This is a genomic window from Collinsella sp. OM07-12, from assembly GCF_003438275.1.
Classification (GTDB): Bacteria; Actinomycetota; Coriobacteriia; order Coriobacteriales; family Coriobacteriaceae; genus Collinsella.
The window spans coordinates 22,195-39,287 of sequence record NZ_QSTQ01000024.1; the positions used below are offsets into that span (position 1 = coordinate 22,195).

The 17,093-nt window shown below is 58.5% G+C and carries 11 protein-coding genes; 3 read left to right on the forward strand and 8 right to left on the reverse strand.

Annotation, left to right across the window (positions count from 1 at the left end):
• Positions 1-148 precede the first annotated feature (148 nt).
• The 5 genes from DXB98_RS08715 to uvrA all read right to left on the reverse strand — a co-directional run bounded on the left by DXB98_RS08715 (position 149) and on the right by uvrA (position 9,274).
• Entirely contained in the window at positions 149-1,762 is a 1,614-nt protein-coding gene (locus DXB98_RS08715) for an ABC transporter substrate-binding protein (protein WP_117735352.1), read from the reverse strand.
• 364 nt (positions 1,763-2,126) lie between these two features.
• Positions 2,127-4,067: an excinuclease ABC subunit UvrC gene (uvrC, locus tag DXB98_RS08720; RefSeq protein WP_117735353.1), complete on the reverse strand. Its 1,941-nt coding sequence runs from the start codon at positions 4,065-4,067 to the stop codon at positions 2,127-2,129.
• 6 nt (positions 4,068-4,073) lie between these two features.
• A complete protein-coding gene (gene murJ, locus DXB98_RS08725; protein ID WP_233505143.1) occupies positions 4,074-5,756 on the reverse strand; it encodes a murein biosynthesis integral membrane protein MurJ in 1,683 nt (560 codons plus the stop codon).
• Positions 5,757-5,759: 3 nt separating this feature from the next.
• On the reverse strand, positions 5,760-6,260 hold the full coding sequence (gene ybaK, locus DXB98_RS08730) for a Cys-tRNA(Pro) deacylase (RefSeq protein WP_117735354.1): 501 nt from the start codon (positions 6,258-6,260) through the stop codon (positions 5,760-5,762).
• Positions 6,261-6,394: 134 nt separating this feature from the next.
• Entirely contained in the window at positions 6,395-9,274 is a 2,880-nt protein-coding gene (gene uvrA / locus DXB98_RS08735) for an excinuclease ABC subunit UvrA (protein ID WP_117743841.1), read from the reverse strand.
• A 260-nt stretch (positions 9,275-9,534) separates the two neighbouring features.
• Here uvrA and DXB98_RS08740 point away from each other — a divergent pair, with 260 nt between their 5' ends.
• The 3 genes from DXB98_RS08740 to DXB98_RS08750 all read left to right on the forward strand — a co-directional run bounded on the left by DXB98_RS08740 (position 9,535) and on the right by DXB98_RS08750 (position 13,358).
• Positions 9,535-10,365, forward strand: coding sequence for an Mrp/NBP35 family ATP-binding protein (locus DXB98_RS08740; protein ID WP_117743842.1), 831 nt, complete (start codon positions 9,535-9,537; stop codon positions 10,363-10,365).
• Positions 10,366-11,637 (forward strand): NAD(P)/FAD-dependent oxidoreductase, encoded by a 1,272-nt coding sequence (locus DXB98_RS08745; protein WP_117743843.1) that lies wholly within the window; start codon positions 10,366-10,368, stop codon positions 11,635-11,637. It begins immediately after the preceding gene.
• An 80-nt stretch (positions 11,638-11,717) separates the two neighbouring features.
• Complete coding sequence (locus DXB98_RS08750; protein WP_117743844.1) at positions 11,718-13,358, forward strand: NAD(P)/FAD-dependent oxidoreductase; 1,641 nt, start codon at positions 11,718-11,720, stop codon at positions 13,356-13,358.
• Positions 13,359-13,423: 65 nt separating this feature from the next.
• Here DXB98_RS08750 and uvrB read toward each other — a convergent pair whose 3' ends face one another.
• Genes uvrB through coaE form a run of 3 tightly spaced genes read right to left on the reverse strand, consistent with a single transcriptional unit; the run spans position 13,424 to position 16,931 of the window.
• The gene (uvrB, locus tag DXB98_RS08755; protein ID WP_117743845.1) at positions 13,424-15,664 is read right to left on the reverse strand and encodes an excinuclease ABC subunit UvrB; all 2,241 of its coding nucleotides are present in this window, start codon (positions 15,662-15,664) and stop codon (positions 13,424-13,426) included.
• A gap of 51 nt (positions 15,665-15,715) precedes the next feature.
• Complete coding sequence (locus tag DXB98_RS08760) at positions 15,716-16,297, reverse strand: lytic transglycosylase domain-containing protein (RefSeq protein ID WP_117743846.1); 582 nt, start codon at positions 16,295-16,297, stop codon at positions 15,716-15,718.
• Positions 16,290-16,931 (reverse strand): dephospho-CoA kinase, encoded by a 642-nt coding sequence (gene coaE, locus DXB98_RS08765; RefSeq protein ID WP_117743847.1) that lies wholly within the window; start codon positions 16,929-16,931, stop codon positions 16,290-16,292. The genes DXB98_RS08760 and coaE overlap by 8 nt, the downstream gene beginning before the upstream one ends.
• Positions 16,932-17,093: the final 162 nt, after the last annotated feature.

Here is a 17,093-nt window from a genome sequence, read left to right on the forward strand (position 1 = left end):
CCTTTCTTTTGTCGGTAGGACCAACTGGTATATGAGTACGGATACTCATTACAAGACCCGAGCGACATCGTTGCCGCCCGGGTCTTTGTTTCAACTATGAGGATACGGTCTCAACGACCGGTATCCTGCATATAGACTCAAGCGAGTCTTACGCCTTGACGGTCGCGACGCCCTTAAAGGACATGCTCGTCGTGCCGATGCCCTTGAAACCATCGAGGGCCTCGCCGTTGGGCGCGGTGGACGGATCGTCCCAAGAAGCGGAGACGGTCTTGACGTGGACAACGGGGTACAGAACGGCGTTGTCGGCGATGATGTCGAAGCACTCGTTCCACTTCTTCTGCTGCTCGTCGCCCTCGGCGGCAAGAGCCTCGTCCATGAGTCCGTGGAGCTTCTCCCACTCAGCGGACTCCTTCCACGGGCAACGGGTCTGCATCCAGACGTTGTCGCCAAACCACCAGTTGAGCAGCAGGTCGGGGTCAGCGCCGAAGCAGGAAGGATCGCCAGGGGCAAGGAGGATATCGTAAGCCTCGCCGCCGTCGATGGCAGCGTAGGTGGCCGGCGAGGTATCGGTCTGGATGGTCACATCGAAGCCGAGAGCGTCAAGGTCGTTCTTGACCTGGGCAGCCATGCCCTTGATCTGCTCGTTATCGGTGGTGCGCAGGGTGATGGCGCCCGGGGTGATGCCGGACTCCTCGATGAGCTTCTTAGCCTTCTTGGCGTCGGTCTTGTACACCGTGGAGGCCTCATGATAGTTGGTAAAGCTCTTGGGCAGGTAGCAGCTGGCGGCGGTAGCAAGGCCGGCGAAGGTGTTGCTGATCATCTTCTCGGTGTCGAGCGCATACATAACGGCCTGACGGACCTTGACGTCGTTCCAAGGCGCCTTGGCGACGTTGAACATGATGAAGCGGGTACCGAAGCCCTGAACGTTGTCAATCTTGCAGCCAGCGCTCTCGAGCTGATCGACGGCGTCAGCGGTAACGAGCTCCATGACGAGCGTGGAGCCTTCCTGCTGAGCAGTGACGCGAGCGGTGGGGTCGGTCAGGATGCTGTACTGGATCTTCTCGTCCTCGGCAGCATACTCACCGTTGTACTCGGGGTTGGGAACCAGGGTGATCTCGGTGTCGGAGATGGCATCGTACATCCAGGGGCCGGAGCCGATCGGCTGCTTGGCGCGATCCTCCTCGGCCTGGGTGGCCGGGGTAACGCGGATGATGGCCAGACGATCCTTGAGCAGGGAGAAGTTGGGGACCTTGGTCTTGACCGTCACGGTGCTGGCGTCCTTGGCCTCGATGGACTCGAAAGGCTGGAAGAACGGAGCATAGGTAGCGGAAGCGGCGCAAGCGTTGTAGGAAGCCACAACGTCGTCAGCGGTGACCTCAGTACCATCGGAGAACTTGGCGCCCTTACGGATGGTGACCTCGAAGGTGGTGTCATCCACAGACTTGGGATCGTCAGTAGCGAGCTCGTTGAAAGTGCTGTAGTCGTGGTAATCGATGCCGTAGAGGCCCTCGATGACATGCCAGTTGGCACCCAGGCCAACAGCGGAACCGGTGGTGGCGGGATCGAAGCTGGACGGAGCGTAAGCGGAACCAGCGGTGATCACGCCGCCGCCACGGTTGGCGGAATCGGTGGAGCCGGAAGCGGAACCCTCGTCGCTAGAGCTGCCACCGCAGCCAGTGAGACCAAGGCCGGCGACAGCAGCGACGCTGCCGGTGAGGCCGAGGAACGAACGCCTGGACATACCCTTGTTGATGATGGCCATCTCTTCTCCTATCAATAGAGAATCTTACTCGGGAGCACCTAGACTTGCCCCCGCGCAACTTGCGGACGATATATACCTTACCTACCGACGAACCCAACTGAGGTGCCGCGCTCGGCGACCGATACATACATCCGCTTGAACGGTATTTACTACCGTTCACCGAATTCATTGACAAATGATTCGCCAGACAGTATGTATCGACGAGGTGAGATATCAGTCTTCGTCAACCCGCAGGATATCAGGGTTTTCACTTGGGTTAGTCAAACGTTTTACCGTTAATAAAACCCGAAACCAGCAGGCAATCATGGCGAAATAAATGGTTGAAAATCGCGCAATCATGTATATCAGCTGTTTAGGCTCGTGTTTAGTTTTCGGATTGCTTTGCCGCCGCCCCGGAACGCTCGGCATCCCACGCAACGAGCGTCTCGTGAACCGCTTTGGCGACATCGGCAGGAATGCCTCGAACTTCCGCGATCTCTTGCTCGCTCGCCGCGCGCAAACGCTTCATCGAGCCAAAATGACGCATAATGGCACGTTTTCTGGTGGGTCCCACCCCTGGAACGTCATCGAGTATCGAAACCGTCATGGCCTTATCGCGCAGCTCGCGATGGAATGTAATTGCAAAACGGTGCGATTCATCGCGAACCTGTTTGATTAGATAGAGCGAAGCAGACCCGGTCGGCAGCACGACGGGCGTCTCGTCCCAAGGCACGAAAACCTCCTCATCGGCCTTTGCCAAGCCGCAAACTGGTATATCGAGCCCCAGGGCCTCAAGTTGTTTGATCGCAGCCGTCAATTGCGGTTTGCCGCCGTCGACAACAAGCAGATCGGGCCGCGAGCCAAAGCGCTCATCGGCCATGCGTTCGGGAGCGTAGCGTCGTCCCAAAACCTCGGACATCGACACGAAGTCGTTTGCCTCGTCCAATTCGGCCTGAATTTTAAAACGACGGTACTGGCTCTTGTCAGCGCGCCCGTTGGTAAACACTACCATCGAGGCGACGGTAAAGGTTCCGTGCAGCGTCGAGATATCGAAGCACTCGATACGCATCGGCGGCGCCGGCAGCGCCAGCGCGCTTTCGAGCTCCAGGAGCGCTTGATTGGTGCGGTCGTCAGCGTACCCCGTTCGCATCATGTAGCGCATGAGGGCATGGCGCGCATTTTTGGATGCCATAGCGAGCAAACGGTGCTTTTCGCCACGCTGCGGCCTATGGAGATGGCAGGAACGCTCGCGCTTGCCTGCAAGCCACTCCCCCAGCGCCTCCGCATCCTCAAGCTCGACGGAGAGGTTGACCTCAGCTGGAATATCAGCCGTCTCATCGTAATAGCGTTTAAGAAAGCCCGACTGGAGCTCTTCCTCGTCAACATCAAGACCCTTGTCGAGAATGAACTCGCAGGTGCGAACTGTTCGGCCCTCGCGAACGACGAAGACGCAAGCGGCGGAGATGGTCTCTTCGCGATAGAAACCGATGACATCGATATCGACACTGGAGGGAAAAACGACTTGCTGACGATCGTCCAGACCCCTGATGACCTCCAAACGACGTTTGACGCGTGCCGCGCGCTCAAAGTCGAGCGCCTCGGCGGCATCCGTCATCTCGGAGGTCAGCTCATCGACGACATCCTTGCGATGGCCCGACAAAAAGCGCTCGACACGCTTGACGTTCTTGGCATAGTCTGCCGGGGAAATCGCACCGACACACGCACCCGGTCCGCGCCCGACATGGTAGTCAAAGCAGGGGCGCCCGTTTTGCGCGCAAATCATATTGACGATGTCTTCCTCGCCCTTGTGGGACTCGACGATACGGCGGCAACGACGCCACTCCGCACAGGATGCGGAGCAAATGGGAATAACCTTGCGCAGCGTATCTATCGTCTCACGTGCCGCACGGCTATCGGTATAGGGTCCAAAATAGCGCGTTCCCGGCTTATGACGCTCACGCGTGTATTTGATAGCGGGATACAGGTCGCCCTTTGTAATGGCGATAAAGGGGTAGCTCTTGTCATCCTTGAGGTCGACGTTAAAGTACGGATGGTACTGACCAATCAAATTGCGCTCGAGCACCAACGCCTCATGCTCGGTCTCCACCACGATATAGTCAAAGCTCGCCACCAGCTGCATCATCAGCGGGATCTTTTGACGCTCATCCTGCAGTGTCACGTATTGACGCATGCGGGCGCGTAGGTTTTTCGCCTTGCCCACGTAGATGACATCGCCCTTGGCGTCTTTCCAAAGGTAGCAGCCGGGCTGCGTGGGAACGCGCGAAACCTGCTCGGCAAGCGTTGGAATGTTGTCGTGACCGACCATGCGCACCTACTTGCGACGAAGCAGCGCCGAGACCTCGGGCATCTTAAGAACGACGGCAAGGCCAAAGGTAACAGCAAGCGAGACGACACCCGCAACGCAAACGTAGCCAAGAGTAATCAGAATCGAGCCGCCAAGTGCCCCGACAAAGTGCTCAAGCGCCCACATGACGCCGGCGCCTGCGGCAGCACCCAGGCCACCGAGCAAAAGGCCAAAGAAACCGCCATGCAGGATAGATTTGACCTGAAGGCCACGCAGACGACGACGCAGCCACCACAGCGAACAACCGACCAAGATCACGTAGTCAACGACATACGAAAGCGCGATTGCCGGCATACCGAAGCCCAGCACAACGCCAAACAGCAGAACCGAGCCGGCCTGGCCGATGGCGGAATACAGGCAATAGCGGCTATAGGGCTTCATGTCGAGCAAGGCAGAGAAGCTCTTCTGCATCAATACGACCACGCCGTAGAGCGGCAGCGAGAACGCCAGGTAGACAAGGAACTCGGACACCAGCGCCACGCCGGACTCATCAAACTTGCCGGCACAGTAAATCATGTTGAGCGGACGCGCGAAGACAATCAGGTACAGCGTGAACGGAATCAGGAAGAACAGCATCTGGGCGACGCCACGCGAAATGCCCGTGCGAACGCTGTCGTAATCCTTCTCCTGTGCGTCGTGAGAAAGCTCGGTATAGAGCGCCGTCGAAAGCGAGGCGGCAATCAGCGCGTAGGGCAGCGTGTACCACAGACGCGCATAGGCGATGACGGAAGGACCAGTCTCGGGCTGGACCACCAGCGCGGCAGCGTTGGTGATAGAAGTCGAGACAAACATGCACACTGTGGCGAGCAGCGTCGGGATACCGAGCGCAATCGTCTGGCGCAGTGCGGGGTCCTTAAAGTCGATATGGATATGGGGATGCACGCCGTGCTTACCAAGCGCGGGGATCTGACATGCCATCTGAACAAAGACACCGAGGGTCGTACCGGCCGCAATCAAGATGATGCCGGCACGTTCGCCAAGCTGTGCGGACACGGGCGCAAAACCCATAAAGCTCGCAATGACGATCACATTGTTGAGGACCGGGGCAAACGTCGACCAGAAGTAGTCGCGGTGTGCGTTGAGAACGCCCGAGAACACCGAGCCCAAACCATAAAACAGAATCTGGATGGCAAAGAAACGGAACATGAACGCAGCGGTATCCATGCTGCCGCCGTCACCCGAAAGGAACGATTGCGTCCAGATAAAGCCCGGGGCGAACACAGTCCCCAGCAACGAAATGCCACCCAGCACCAAAAGCAGAATACCAAGCAGGTTGCCCACGTACTCGTTCGAGGCCTCGCGACCCTGCTCACGCCTCACGCCCATGTACACGGGCAAAAAAGCCGTCACGAGCATGCCGCCCATCACAAGTTCGTAGAGCATATTGGGCAGGTTGTTGGCGACCTGATAGGAGGACGAGAGTAGCGACATGCCGATAGCTGCCGCCATTGCCCACGTGCGGATAAAACCGGTGACGCGAGACACGATGGTCAGGATGGTCATAAGCCCGGCGGAACGACCAACCGTGGAGTAGTCCGACGAGCCCATGTCGTCAGTGTCATCTCGCGACGAAGAAGCCTCAGGCGCGGGCGTCTGAGAAGCCGAACGCTTTGCAAAGTGAGCCCCGCGCTTCGATTCTTCCTGCGGCATCGTTCAGTCCTCTCTCGTGATCGGGGCAACCGTCGCCCCGCAAAATGCAACTAAGTCGTCGGGGGCAAGCTCAAGCTGATAGCCACGCTTACCGCCTGAGATAAAAATGGTATCCCAAAGGACGCATGTCTCATCGATCAGCGTCCGAAAGCGTTTTTTCATGCCGACTGGACTGCAGCCGCCCCGGACATACCCCGTCGCGGCAAGCAAGTCCTTAACATGCATCATGGTCAGCGACTTTTCGCCAGCGGCGCGCGCGGCGGCCTTTAGGTCAAGCTCGTCGGCAACGGGAATACAGCACACAACGTGTTCATTGGACGGCGCCACGCAAACCAAGGTCTTAAAACCCTGGCCAGGCTCCTCGCCAAGTTGTTCCGAAATTGCAACGCCTAAACCCGCCGACTCATCGCCATCGTCTTCATACGTATGGAGAATATAGGAGATACCGGCGTTTTCCAGCTCGCGCATCGCATTGGTTTTCGGCGTCTTTGCAGCCTTTGCCATGGCATGTCCCTTCCCTCGCATTCGAACGTAACGCCTAAGTATATGTCCAATGTAGCCGCATACGTCATCTCGACACACAGAAGCGCCACCGAATCGAAAGGAATCGGTGGCGCTTCTCGCATGACGGCGTCTCTTTACTGGGCGTCGAGTTGTGCTTGACGCTCGCGGTCGCGCTCGAGCAGCGGGGCCAAGAACTTGCCCGTGTAACTCTGTGAACATGCCGCGACCTGCTCTGGCGTACCCGAGACCACGACAGTTCCGCCGCCATTGCCGCCCTCGGGGCCCATATCGATCAGACGGTCGGCAACCTTGATGACATCGAGATTGTGCTCGATCACCAGAACCGTGTTGCCCGCATCGACCAGGCGCTGCAGCACGTCGAGCAGCTGGCGGACATCCTCAAAATGGAGACCGGTCGTCGGCTCATCCAGAATGTAGAACGTCTTACCCGTCTGACGGCGGTGGAGTTCCTTGGCGAGCTTTACGCGCTGTGCCTCGCCACCCGAAAGCGTCGTTGCCGGCTGGCCCAAGCTCACATAACCCAAGCCCACATCATACAGAGTCTGGAGCTTACGCTTAATCTGAGGAATATTGCCAAAGAAAGCCAGCGCCTCGGTGACGCTCATGTCGAGCACGTCAGAGATGGTCTTACCACGGTAGGTGACCTCAAGCGTCTCGCGATTATAGCGCTTGCCGCCGCAGACCTCGCAGGGGACATAGATATCGGGAAGGAAGTGCATCTCGATCTTGATTTGTCCGTCGCCCTTGCATGCTTCGCAGCGGCCGCCGCTCACGTTAAAGGAGAAACGTCCGGGCGAGTAGCCGCGCGCCTTCGACTCCGGTGTGCTCGCAAACAGCGCGCGCAGATCATCCCACAGGCCAATGTACGTAGCGGGATTGGAACGCGGTGTGCGGCCGATCGGCGACTGGTCAATGTCGATCACCTTATCGATGCACTCGATACCCTCGAGCTTTTTGTACGGGCCCACGGGACGCGTCGAGCGATGAATGGCATTCGTAAGGGCAGGCGCGATGGTGTCGGTAACCAGGGAGCTCTTGCCCGATCCCGACACGCCGGTAACGACCGTAAGCGTACCGAACTCAATCTTGGCGGTAACGTTTTTGAGGTTGTTGGCACGGGCGCCCGTGATCTTAAGGCAGCCGCGACCGGGCTTGCGGCGCTTGTCGGGAACCCGAATCATTCGCTTGCCAGTCAGGTAGGCACCCGTCATCGAATCGGGGCACGCCATGATATCGGCAGGCGTTCCCGCGGCGACCACGTGTCCGCCGTTCACGCCCGCGCCGGGGCCCATGTCGATCACATAGTCGGCAGCACGAATCGTATCCTCGTCATGCTCGACGACGATGACGGTGTTGCCGATATCGCGCAGGCGCTCAAGTGTCTTGATCAGGCGCTCGTTATCGCGCTGATGAAGGCCGATCGATGGCTCGTCCAAAATGTACAGGACACCCATGAGACCGGCGCCGATCTGCGTTGCCAGGCGAATGCGCTGGGCCTCGCCTCCGGAAAGCGTCGCCGAGGCACGGTCGAGGGTCAGATAGTCGAGTCCGACATCGACCAGAAAGCGCAGGCGCTCCAGGATTTCCTTAACAATGCGCCCGCCGATAAATTGTTGGCGCTCGGTAAGCTCCAGGCCCTCAAAAAACTCGAGCGACTCGCGGCACGACAGGCAGCAGACCTCGTAAATGGACTTACCGCCTACGGTAACGGCGAGCATCTCGGGGCGCAGACGAGCACCATGGCAACTCGAGCACGGCTCCTCGCGAATGTACTTCTCCAAGCGCGCCCTGGTGTTCTCATTCGTCGTCTCGTTATAGCGCTCGTACAGGATATTGCGCACGCCCGAGAACTTGGTGTCCCACTGGCTGCGACGCCCATCGAGCTTTTGATAGTCGACCGAAATCTTCTGGTCGCCCATGCCGTCTAAAAACGCGCGACGCACCCGCGGAGGCAGATCCTCCCACGGCGTACCGACGCTCACCTTAAAGTGTTTGCAGACCGCAGCGAAAATCTGCGGATAGTAGTTAGAGTTGCCAAACAGGCTGCCAAAGACCCCGTCGGCGATCGACTTCGAGGGGTCTTCGATTAGCGCTTCGGCATCGACCGTCTTCTTAAAGCCCAGGCCATCGCACTCGGGGCACGCGCCATAGGGCGCGTTGAACGAAAAATCACGCGGCTGAAGATCGTCAATGGAGTGTCCATGCTCCGGGCACGCCAAGGCCAACGAATACTCCAGCAGCTCGCCCTCGGTCCCCTCGGGAGCATCACGATCGGGCAGCATGTACACGTTTACATTGCCGTGAGCCAGCGCGGTCGCCTGCTCAACAGACTCGGCGATACGGCCCAGAGAGTTCTCGCGGATCACGATACGATCGACCACGACCTCGATATCGTGCTTAAACTTCTTGTCCAGATCGATCGGATCGTCGAGCGAGCGAACCTCGCCGTCGACGCGCACGCGGCTAAAGCCCTCAGCGCGAAGATCCTCGAACAGCTTGGCATACTCGCCCTTGCGACCGCGTACCACCGGTGCCAGCACGAACGCACGGCGGCCCTCCCCCGCAGCCAGGACTTTATCGGCAACCTGATCGGTCGTCTGGCGCTCGATTATGCGACCGCACTCGGGGCAGTGCGGCGTACCGACGCGAGCAAACAGCAGTCGCAGGTAGTCATAAATCTCGGTTACGGTACCCACCGTCGATCGAGGATTCTTGGATGTCGTCTTTTGGTCAATCGACACGGCAGGCGACAGACCGTCAATCGAATCCAGGTCGGGCTTGTCCATCTGGCCCAAGAACTGGCGAGCATAGCTCGATAGGCTCTCAACATAACGGCGCTGGCCCTCGGCATAGATTGTGTCAAACGCCAGCGAGCTCTTGCCCGAGCCGGAAAGGCCGGTAATGACCACGAGCTGGTCGCGCGGAATGGATACATCGATATCGCGCAAGTTGTGCTCACGCGCACCGCGAATAACGATAGAGGAATCAGACATGGAAGCTCCTTGCCTCCTATAACTTCAAATCACACCGTCGATGAGTTTAGCGCACTCAACGCGCACAGATGTTCGTAATACAAGATTCTCAGACCTTTTGCTTTATCTGACACGCGCACGTCGCATACCCGACCCATGCTTTCGAATGCCATCGATCGCCCGCCGCGCATCGCAAATGACTCCCGCTCGCAAACGAGGGTACAATGACGCTCGTGTCACATCACGGGGCCCCGGCCCCAACATATACAAAGGAGTCATACATGGGTTGCGAGCACGCACAGGCCGCCGGCGGACAAACGTCGCCGTCGCAATTTGAGGAGAACACGCTGTCCGAGGTCAAACGCGTCATCGCCGTGCTTTCCGGCAAGGGCGGTGTCGGCAAGTCGTTTGTCACCGGTGCCATCGCCACCGAGCTTGCCCGTCACGGCCACAAGGTCGGCGTCCTCGATGCCGACATCACCGGTCCCTCCATCCCCAAGATGTTCGGTATGAGCGGACGCCACGTCCATGCCCTTGGCAACCTTATGCTGCCCGAAATCTCCGAGCACGGCGTCAAGGTCATGAGCTCCAACCTGCTGCTCCAAAACGAGACCGACCCCGTCCTTTGGCGCGGTCCGGTCATCGCAGGCGCCATTAGGCAGTTCTGGAGCGAGACCTCGTGGGGCCCCATCGACTACCTGCTGGTCGACATGCCTCCGGGAACAGGCGACGTCGCGCTCACCGTCTTCCAGTCGCTGCCCGTCGACGGCATCGTCATCGTCACGAGCCCGCAGGATCTGGTCTCGATGATCGTCGCCAAGGCGGTCAACATGGCCGAGAAGATGAACGTCCCCATTCTGGGCATTGTCGAGAACATGAGCTATATTGAGTGCCCCGACTGCGGCAAGAAGATTGAGGTCTTTGGCAAGAGCAAGCTCCCCGAGGTCGCAGATCGCTATAACCTCGACATCTTGGGCCAGCTTCCCATTAATCCGGCACTCGCCGAGGCCTGCGATAAGGGCGAGGTCGAGACCGCGCTGCCCGATGACATGTTGCCCAAGGCAGTCTCTGCCGTCGAGGCCATTACCCCGCACGAGACCGACGAGGCCTAAGTGAACGCGAGCGCCTTCTATGACGTCCTGGTAATCGGCGGCGGGGCTTCAGGCCTCGCCGCTGCCATTACGGCCGCACGCGCTGGCAAAAGCGTCTGCATCGTTGAGCGCGATGTCGCCTGTGGCCTTAAGCTCCTTGCGACCGGTAACGGCCGCTGCAACCTCTCCAACGAATCGATTGATCCTCAGCGGTATAACCACCCCGCATTCGTCGAATCCGTCATGGGCCCCCAGCCCGAACAAGAGCTTATGGGTTTCTTCTCCTCGCTGGGTATCATGACAACCTCCGAGGAAGGCCGGCTGTACCCGCGCTCCCTTCGCGCAGAATCGGTGCGCGACGCGCTTCTCAACGTTTGCGACCGCCTAGGTATCACCTTAATCTGCGGAGCCAACGTTGCCTCGGCGCACAAAGCTTCCGAAGGCTGGGCACTCCAAATAGACCGTCCAGCGCGGGTGCTCAAGGCAAAAAAGCACGACGACCGAAAATCGGAGCTCCGCTCGCTTCGGAAAGCGCTCGCCGATGTCCCTCGCAAGAACGAGGCCCTGCAGGCACATGCCGTAATTATCGCCACGGGCGGCAACCCCACCGGTATCGCCGATACGTTTCGCCTCCCCCTCACTTCGCTGCGCCCCATCCTCTGCCCCGTATCGGCAACGGTCGTCGGCGATCGGACGGCACTCAAGACGTTGGATGGCCTGCGCGTCCGCGCCCGCTTGACGCTCGCCCGCAATCATAATGAGCTCTGGCACGAAGACGGTGAAGTCCTGTTTCGAGCCTTCGGCATCTCGGGCGTCGCTGTCTTCAACCTCTCCCGTCGTATCCAGCGCGGCGATACGATCCTGCTCGACGTTTTCCCCGACCTCTCCAAAGACGAATTGCTCGATACGCTCAACCGGCGCGTTGAGCTGCTCGATAGCTTTTCGCCCCGCAATCCCCGTTGGCTCGACGGCATGCTCGCCCCGCAACTCTCCCGCGTCGTCTGCACAGCGTTCGAGCAATGCCATCCAGGCTCCAATGATGTCATCCACCTGGTCTCGATCCTCAAGCACTTTAAGTTGCTCGTCGAGGGAACAGCCGAGGAGCGCTCTGCGCAGGTCACGCGTGGTGGCGTATCTGTCGAGAGCATCTCAACACCCAGTTTACGCGCGCGCAGCGTTGTCGACGCCCCGCTTTACGTCTGCGGCGAAGCGCTCGACATCGACGCCGATTGTGGAGGCTTTAACCTTGCGTGGGCCTGGCTCTCGGGCATTCGCGCTGCAAGCAGCCTGTAGCCACGCAGTCTATAATCAAAAACGCATTCGGGCCGTCTGGGATACCGGACGGCCTCTTTCTTGCCTCTAAGGAGACCTCGATGATCGAAATCACCCAAGTCAACGCGTCGCTCGATGAAGCCGGCGATGAAAATGCCTGCCTCATTGTTGGCAAGCGAGTCGCCAAGCGCGTCCTACGTTGCAAGGACTCCGAGATCAAGTCCATCGAGCTCCACCGCAAGTCAATCGACGCTCGCAAAAAACGAGACGTCCATTTTATCCTGAGCTTTCGTGTTGAGCTGACTAGTCCCCACCTCGAGCGAGAAGCGGTCGGCAACGTTGCCGAGCGCGACCGCTCGCGCGTACGCGCGATAGAAGACGATGGGCCTTCATTCCCCTCCCCCGTTTCCGGCGCACCCAAAGAACGCCCCGTCGTTGTCGGCGCCGGATGTGCCGGCCTTTTCGCTGCGCTTACGCTCGCCGAAGCAGGTCTTAAGCCCTTGCTCATCGAGCGCGGCGACCCGGCATTTCGCCGCTCGCAGGCGATCGACCTCTTTCTAAAGGAGCGCATCCTCGACCCCGAGAGCAATATCCAGTTTGGCCTGGGCGGCGCGGGAACCTTCTCGGACGGCAAGCTCAATACGGGAACCAAAAATCCCGCCCATCGCCTTATCCTCGAAACCTTCGTCGAAGCGGGTGCACCCCGCGATATTCTGTGGGATGCCAAGCCGCACATTGGCTCCGACATCCTTCCCAAGGTTGTCACCGCTATATCCCAGCGCATCGAGCAGCTCGGAGGTGTCGTCCGTTATCGAACGAGGCTCGTCGACATTCGCATCGACGTGTCTGGCGCCATCACCGGTATTGATGTCCAATCGTCCCAAGACGCCGCTTGCGAGCCAATCGAGACAAAGCACCTCATCCTCGCCTGCGGGCATTCTGCTCGCGATATTTTTGAGCTCCTTAAGGACCACAACGTGACCCTCGCACAAAAGACCTTTGCCATGGGCGTTCGCATCGAGCATCCGCAGCGCGACATCGACCGAGCCCAATATGGAGCCTCGGCGGGACATCCAGCGCTCGGGGCGGCCCCTTACAAACTTGTTGCCCATCTTCCCAACGGCCGCAGCGTGTTCTCGTTTTGCATGTGCCCCGGCGGACAGGTTGTTGCCGCCTCTTCGGAACCGTGCCATCTGTGCGTCAACGGGGCCAGTCTCAATGCCCGCGACGGACGCAACGCAAATGCCGCTCTGCTCGTTAACGTCACGCCTGAGGACCTTCCCAACGATGACCCGCTCGCCGGCATCGAGCTCCAGCGTGCCTGCGAGGCGGCTGCCTATCGCCTGGGCGGATCCAACTGGAACGCACCGGCACAGCTCGTCGGAGATTTCCTCGCAGGACGCGCCAGCACGGCACCCGGAAAGGTAAAACCAACCTATCCACTTGGCGTGACCTGGACGGCGATCGACGATGCCCTCCCGCAGCATATCGTCGAGTCGCTCCGCCTGGGACTTCCCCTACTCGGAAAAAAGCTACGAGGCTACGACCGCCCCGATGCCGTTCTTACCGGTGTGGAGACTCGTTCGAGCTCACCGGTTACCGTCACCCGAGACCGAGCGTGCCATGCCGTGTCGACCCCGGGCCTCTACCCTTGTGGTGAAGGAGCTGGATATGCCGGCGGCATCATGAGCGCGGCCACCGACGGCATCCGTTGTGCCGAAGCCCTGATCGCTGACCTCTAGCGCACGAATTCCAGCGCGCAAAGGATACAGGCCCCGAGCTCCACAGGGAACTCGGGGCCTGTTCGCTATTTCTTAAACCGTGCACCCTGGCGTTTTCTGCCCGATGCGAACGTGGAACCCTTGCGGGCCTGCGAACGTAAGCGCTCGATCGTCTCGCCCTCAGACGCACCCTCGAGCATCGCCCGAATCTGAACGACGGCATCGCGCAGGCGCGCCGCCTCCTCAAAGTCCATGGCGGCGGAGGCGTTACGCATGTCTTCCTCCATGGTCTCGACGATCCGCACGAGCTCGTCGTGCGGTAGCCCTTCCAGCTGCTCGGCAAGCGTCTGCTCGGGTGCCGACGTCTCCGGCGCGGCGCCCTCGCCGTTTTCGTCGGGTGTATAGAACGCACCGTGACCCAGTGAATCGCCTCTCGAGCGTCCCTTCGAGCCCACAGTCTTTTCGGCCTCGGCAATAAAGCTCGAAATGTCGTTAATGGCCTTGCGGACCGTCTTGGGCACAATGCCATGCTCTTCGTTATATGCCATCTGAATCTCGCGACGGCGCTGCGTCTCCTCGATGGCTTCTTTCATCGAATCGGTCACAACGTCGGCATACATGATGACCTCGCCGTCGGCGTTACGGGCCGCGCGGCCAATCGTCTGAATCAACGAACGGCGGTTGCGCAAGAAGCCTTCCTTGTCAGCGTCGAGAATTGCCACCAGCGAGACCTCGGGAAGGTCTAGACCCTCGCGGAGCAGGTTGATGCCAACGAGAACATCAATCTTTCCCTCGCGCAGCGTTCGCAGGATCTCGACACGGTCCATCGTCGCTGTATCGGAGTGCATGTAGTTGACCTTAATGCCGGCATCAAGCAGGTGGTCGGTCAGGTCCTCGGCCATGCGCTTGGTGAGCGTGGTCACCAGCACGCGCTCTTTGCGGGCAACGCGCTCGCGAATCTCGTCCTCAAGATCGTCAATCTGCCCACGAACCGGACGCACATCGATCTTGGGGTCGAGCAGACCGGTCGGACGAATAATCTGCTCAACGTCGTTCTGGCTCACCCGCAGCTCATAGTCACCCGGCGTGGCCGAAACATAGATAAACTGGGGGATCCTTGCCTCAAACTCATCGAAACGAAGCGGGCGGTTATCGAGCGCCGAGGGCAGGCGAAAACCATGCTCCACCAGCGTCACCTTACGCGAGCGGTCACCTTCGTGCATGCCGCGAATCTGCGGCACCGTCACATGGCTCTCATCGATGATGCAGAGCATGTCCTTAGGAAAGTAATCGATCAGGGTAAACGGCGGCTCACCCGGCTTGCGACCGTCCAGATGACGTGAGTAGTTCTCGATGCCGTTGCAAAAGCCCATCGTCTCGAGCATCTCAAGATCATAATCGGTGCGCTGCTGCAGACGCTGCGCCTCGAGCAACTTGTCGGTCGCCTTGAGCTCCGCCACGCGCTTCTCGCACTCTTCGCTGATCGATTTCAGAGCCGCCTTGACCTTCGGCTTCTCGGTCACATAGTGCGAGGCCGGCCACACAGGAATTGCTTCGTACTCACGCAGCATTTCGCCGGTGACCTCATCGATCTCGGCAATCAGTTCGACCTCGTCACCAAAGAACTCAAACCGCAACGGATGCTCGGCATAAGGCGGATACACGTCGACAACATCGCCGCGCACGCGGAACGTGCCGCGTGCAAGGTCATAGTCATTGCGATCATATTGAATGTCGATAAGTGCATGGATAAAGTCATCGCGCTCGAGCGGCACCTTCTTGTCGACGTTCGGGGCTAGGCCCGCATAGTCCTCAGGAGAGCCAATGCCATAGATACACGAGACCGATGCGACGACGATCACATCTCGTCGAGAGAGCAGCGATGCGGTCGCCTGATGTCGCAGCATCTCGACCTCTTCGTTAATCGAGGAGTCTTTCTCGATATATGTATCGCTTTGCGGCACATACGCCTCGGGCTGATAGTAGTCATAGTACGAGACGAAGTAGACCACAGCGTTGTTGGGAAAGAACTCTTTGAGCTCGCTCGCAAGCTGAGCGGCGAGCGTTTTATTCGGAGCCATGACCAGCGTCGGCTTTCCCAGGGCCTCAATAGTCTTTGCCATCGTGAAGGTCTTGCCCGAACCAGTCACGCCCAGCAAAACCTGATAGCGGTCTCCGTCCCTCACACCCTGCACAAGCGACTCAATGGCTTTAGGCTGAGAGCCTGCAGGGTCATAGGGAGACACGACCTTAAACGGCACGTCAGAGCCTTCAACGCCAAAGCGCTTAAGTTCACCACCAACGCGTTCTACTTCAAATTCCGCCATGGATACTCCTAACTCATATATCTGCAGTATACGCAGGCGGCAGGCATAGTCCTATACGAACCGATCGGGATAGAGGGTCTTGTAGCGAACCCAGGCATTATTGACACGAATCAGATACGCCTGCGTCTCGGGAAAGGTAATTGCATTATGAAGCGACGTACTCTGCTGCGCCCATCCGTCGACATTGCCCATGCCGGCGTTATAGGCGGCAATGGCACTGTCAGTCGACCCGTTAAAATACGCTAGAAGATACGAAAGATACGCACAGCCAAACTCGATATTCGCTGCCGGATCGTTAAGGTTGTCGACCGAAAACTCGCCACCGTCGACAAGGCCCTTGGCGATCATATCCTGGGCAGTCTCGGGCATCAGCTGCATCAATCCCTGAGCACCTTGATTCGACTCGGCCTCGGGATCCCAATTCGATTCAGACTTAATGACAGCGCACACCAAATACGGATCCAAATTATGCGAAATGCTGGATTGCTTTACATACGCCTCGTAGTCAATCGGATACAGCGGTTTAAAGAAAGCAGCAGGAGCATACGAGTAAACGAATGAGATAAGGCCAAAGACAAAAACGGCAGCCAGCGGTATAAGGCGATACCAAGTAAGGAAACGTGTCTTAGGCATCGGCCTCCTCCTTATCCACAACATCCACGAACCCATGGCGCGCAAGCCATGCATCCAGTTGTTCAAAGAGCGAGTTATCGCCTGCCGCATTATCAATAACCGTTGTAGCAAGATTGCACAGCGCAGACTCATCGGGCTGGCAAGCAGAACGGGCATCGAAATCAGATGGCTCCATGCCACGTTGTATAGCACGCTCGCGACGAACTGACAAAGGAGCGCTGATGACCAGAATTTCATCAGCCAAGCCAAATGCATCCTCAAAACCAGTCGGAGCAGAAACCTCGACTACCGCAAAGGGATAACGGGGAGACGAAACCGTACAACAAACCGGATCGAGAATCCTAAGCGAAAGCTGTTCAATGAGAACGGGATGCACGATACCATTGAGCCGTGCGACCGAATCAGGAGAAGCGAAAGCTCGAGAAGCGAGGATGCTGCGGCGAATGGCGCCTTCCTCATCCAAAATGTCCCAACCGAATTCATCCGCGAGAGCATTGACGATATCAGAGCCCGGCACATACAGCGATTTTGCAAGCTCATCCAGATCGATAAGCATAGCGCCACGAGATTCGAAATAGCGGCAGGCAGTCGACTTACCCGAAGCAATATTGCCCAAGACAAATACGGTAAACATCAAGCCCTCCCTAACGCCAATGCGAGTAATTATCGCTCAAATACACTAGAAGGGCTCAAAATACAGCCAAACAGTAAGAGCGCATAAGAGGGAGCTAGGTCCCAAAGCACAACGTGTCTATAACGCAAAAAGGGGGAGGCCGCGAGGCCTCCCCCTTCTTCA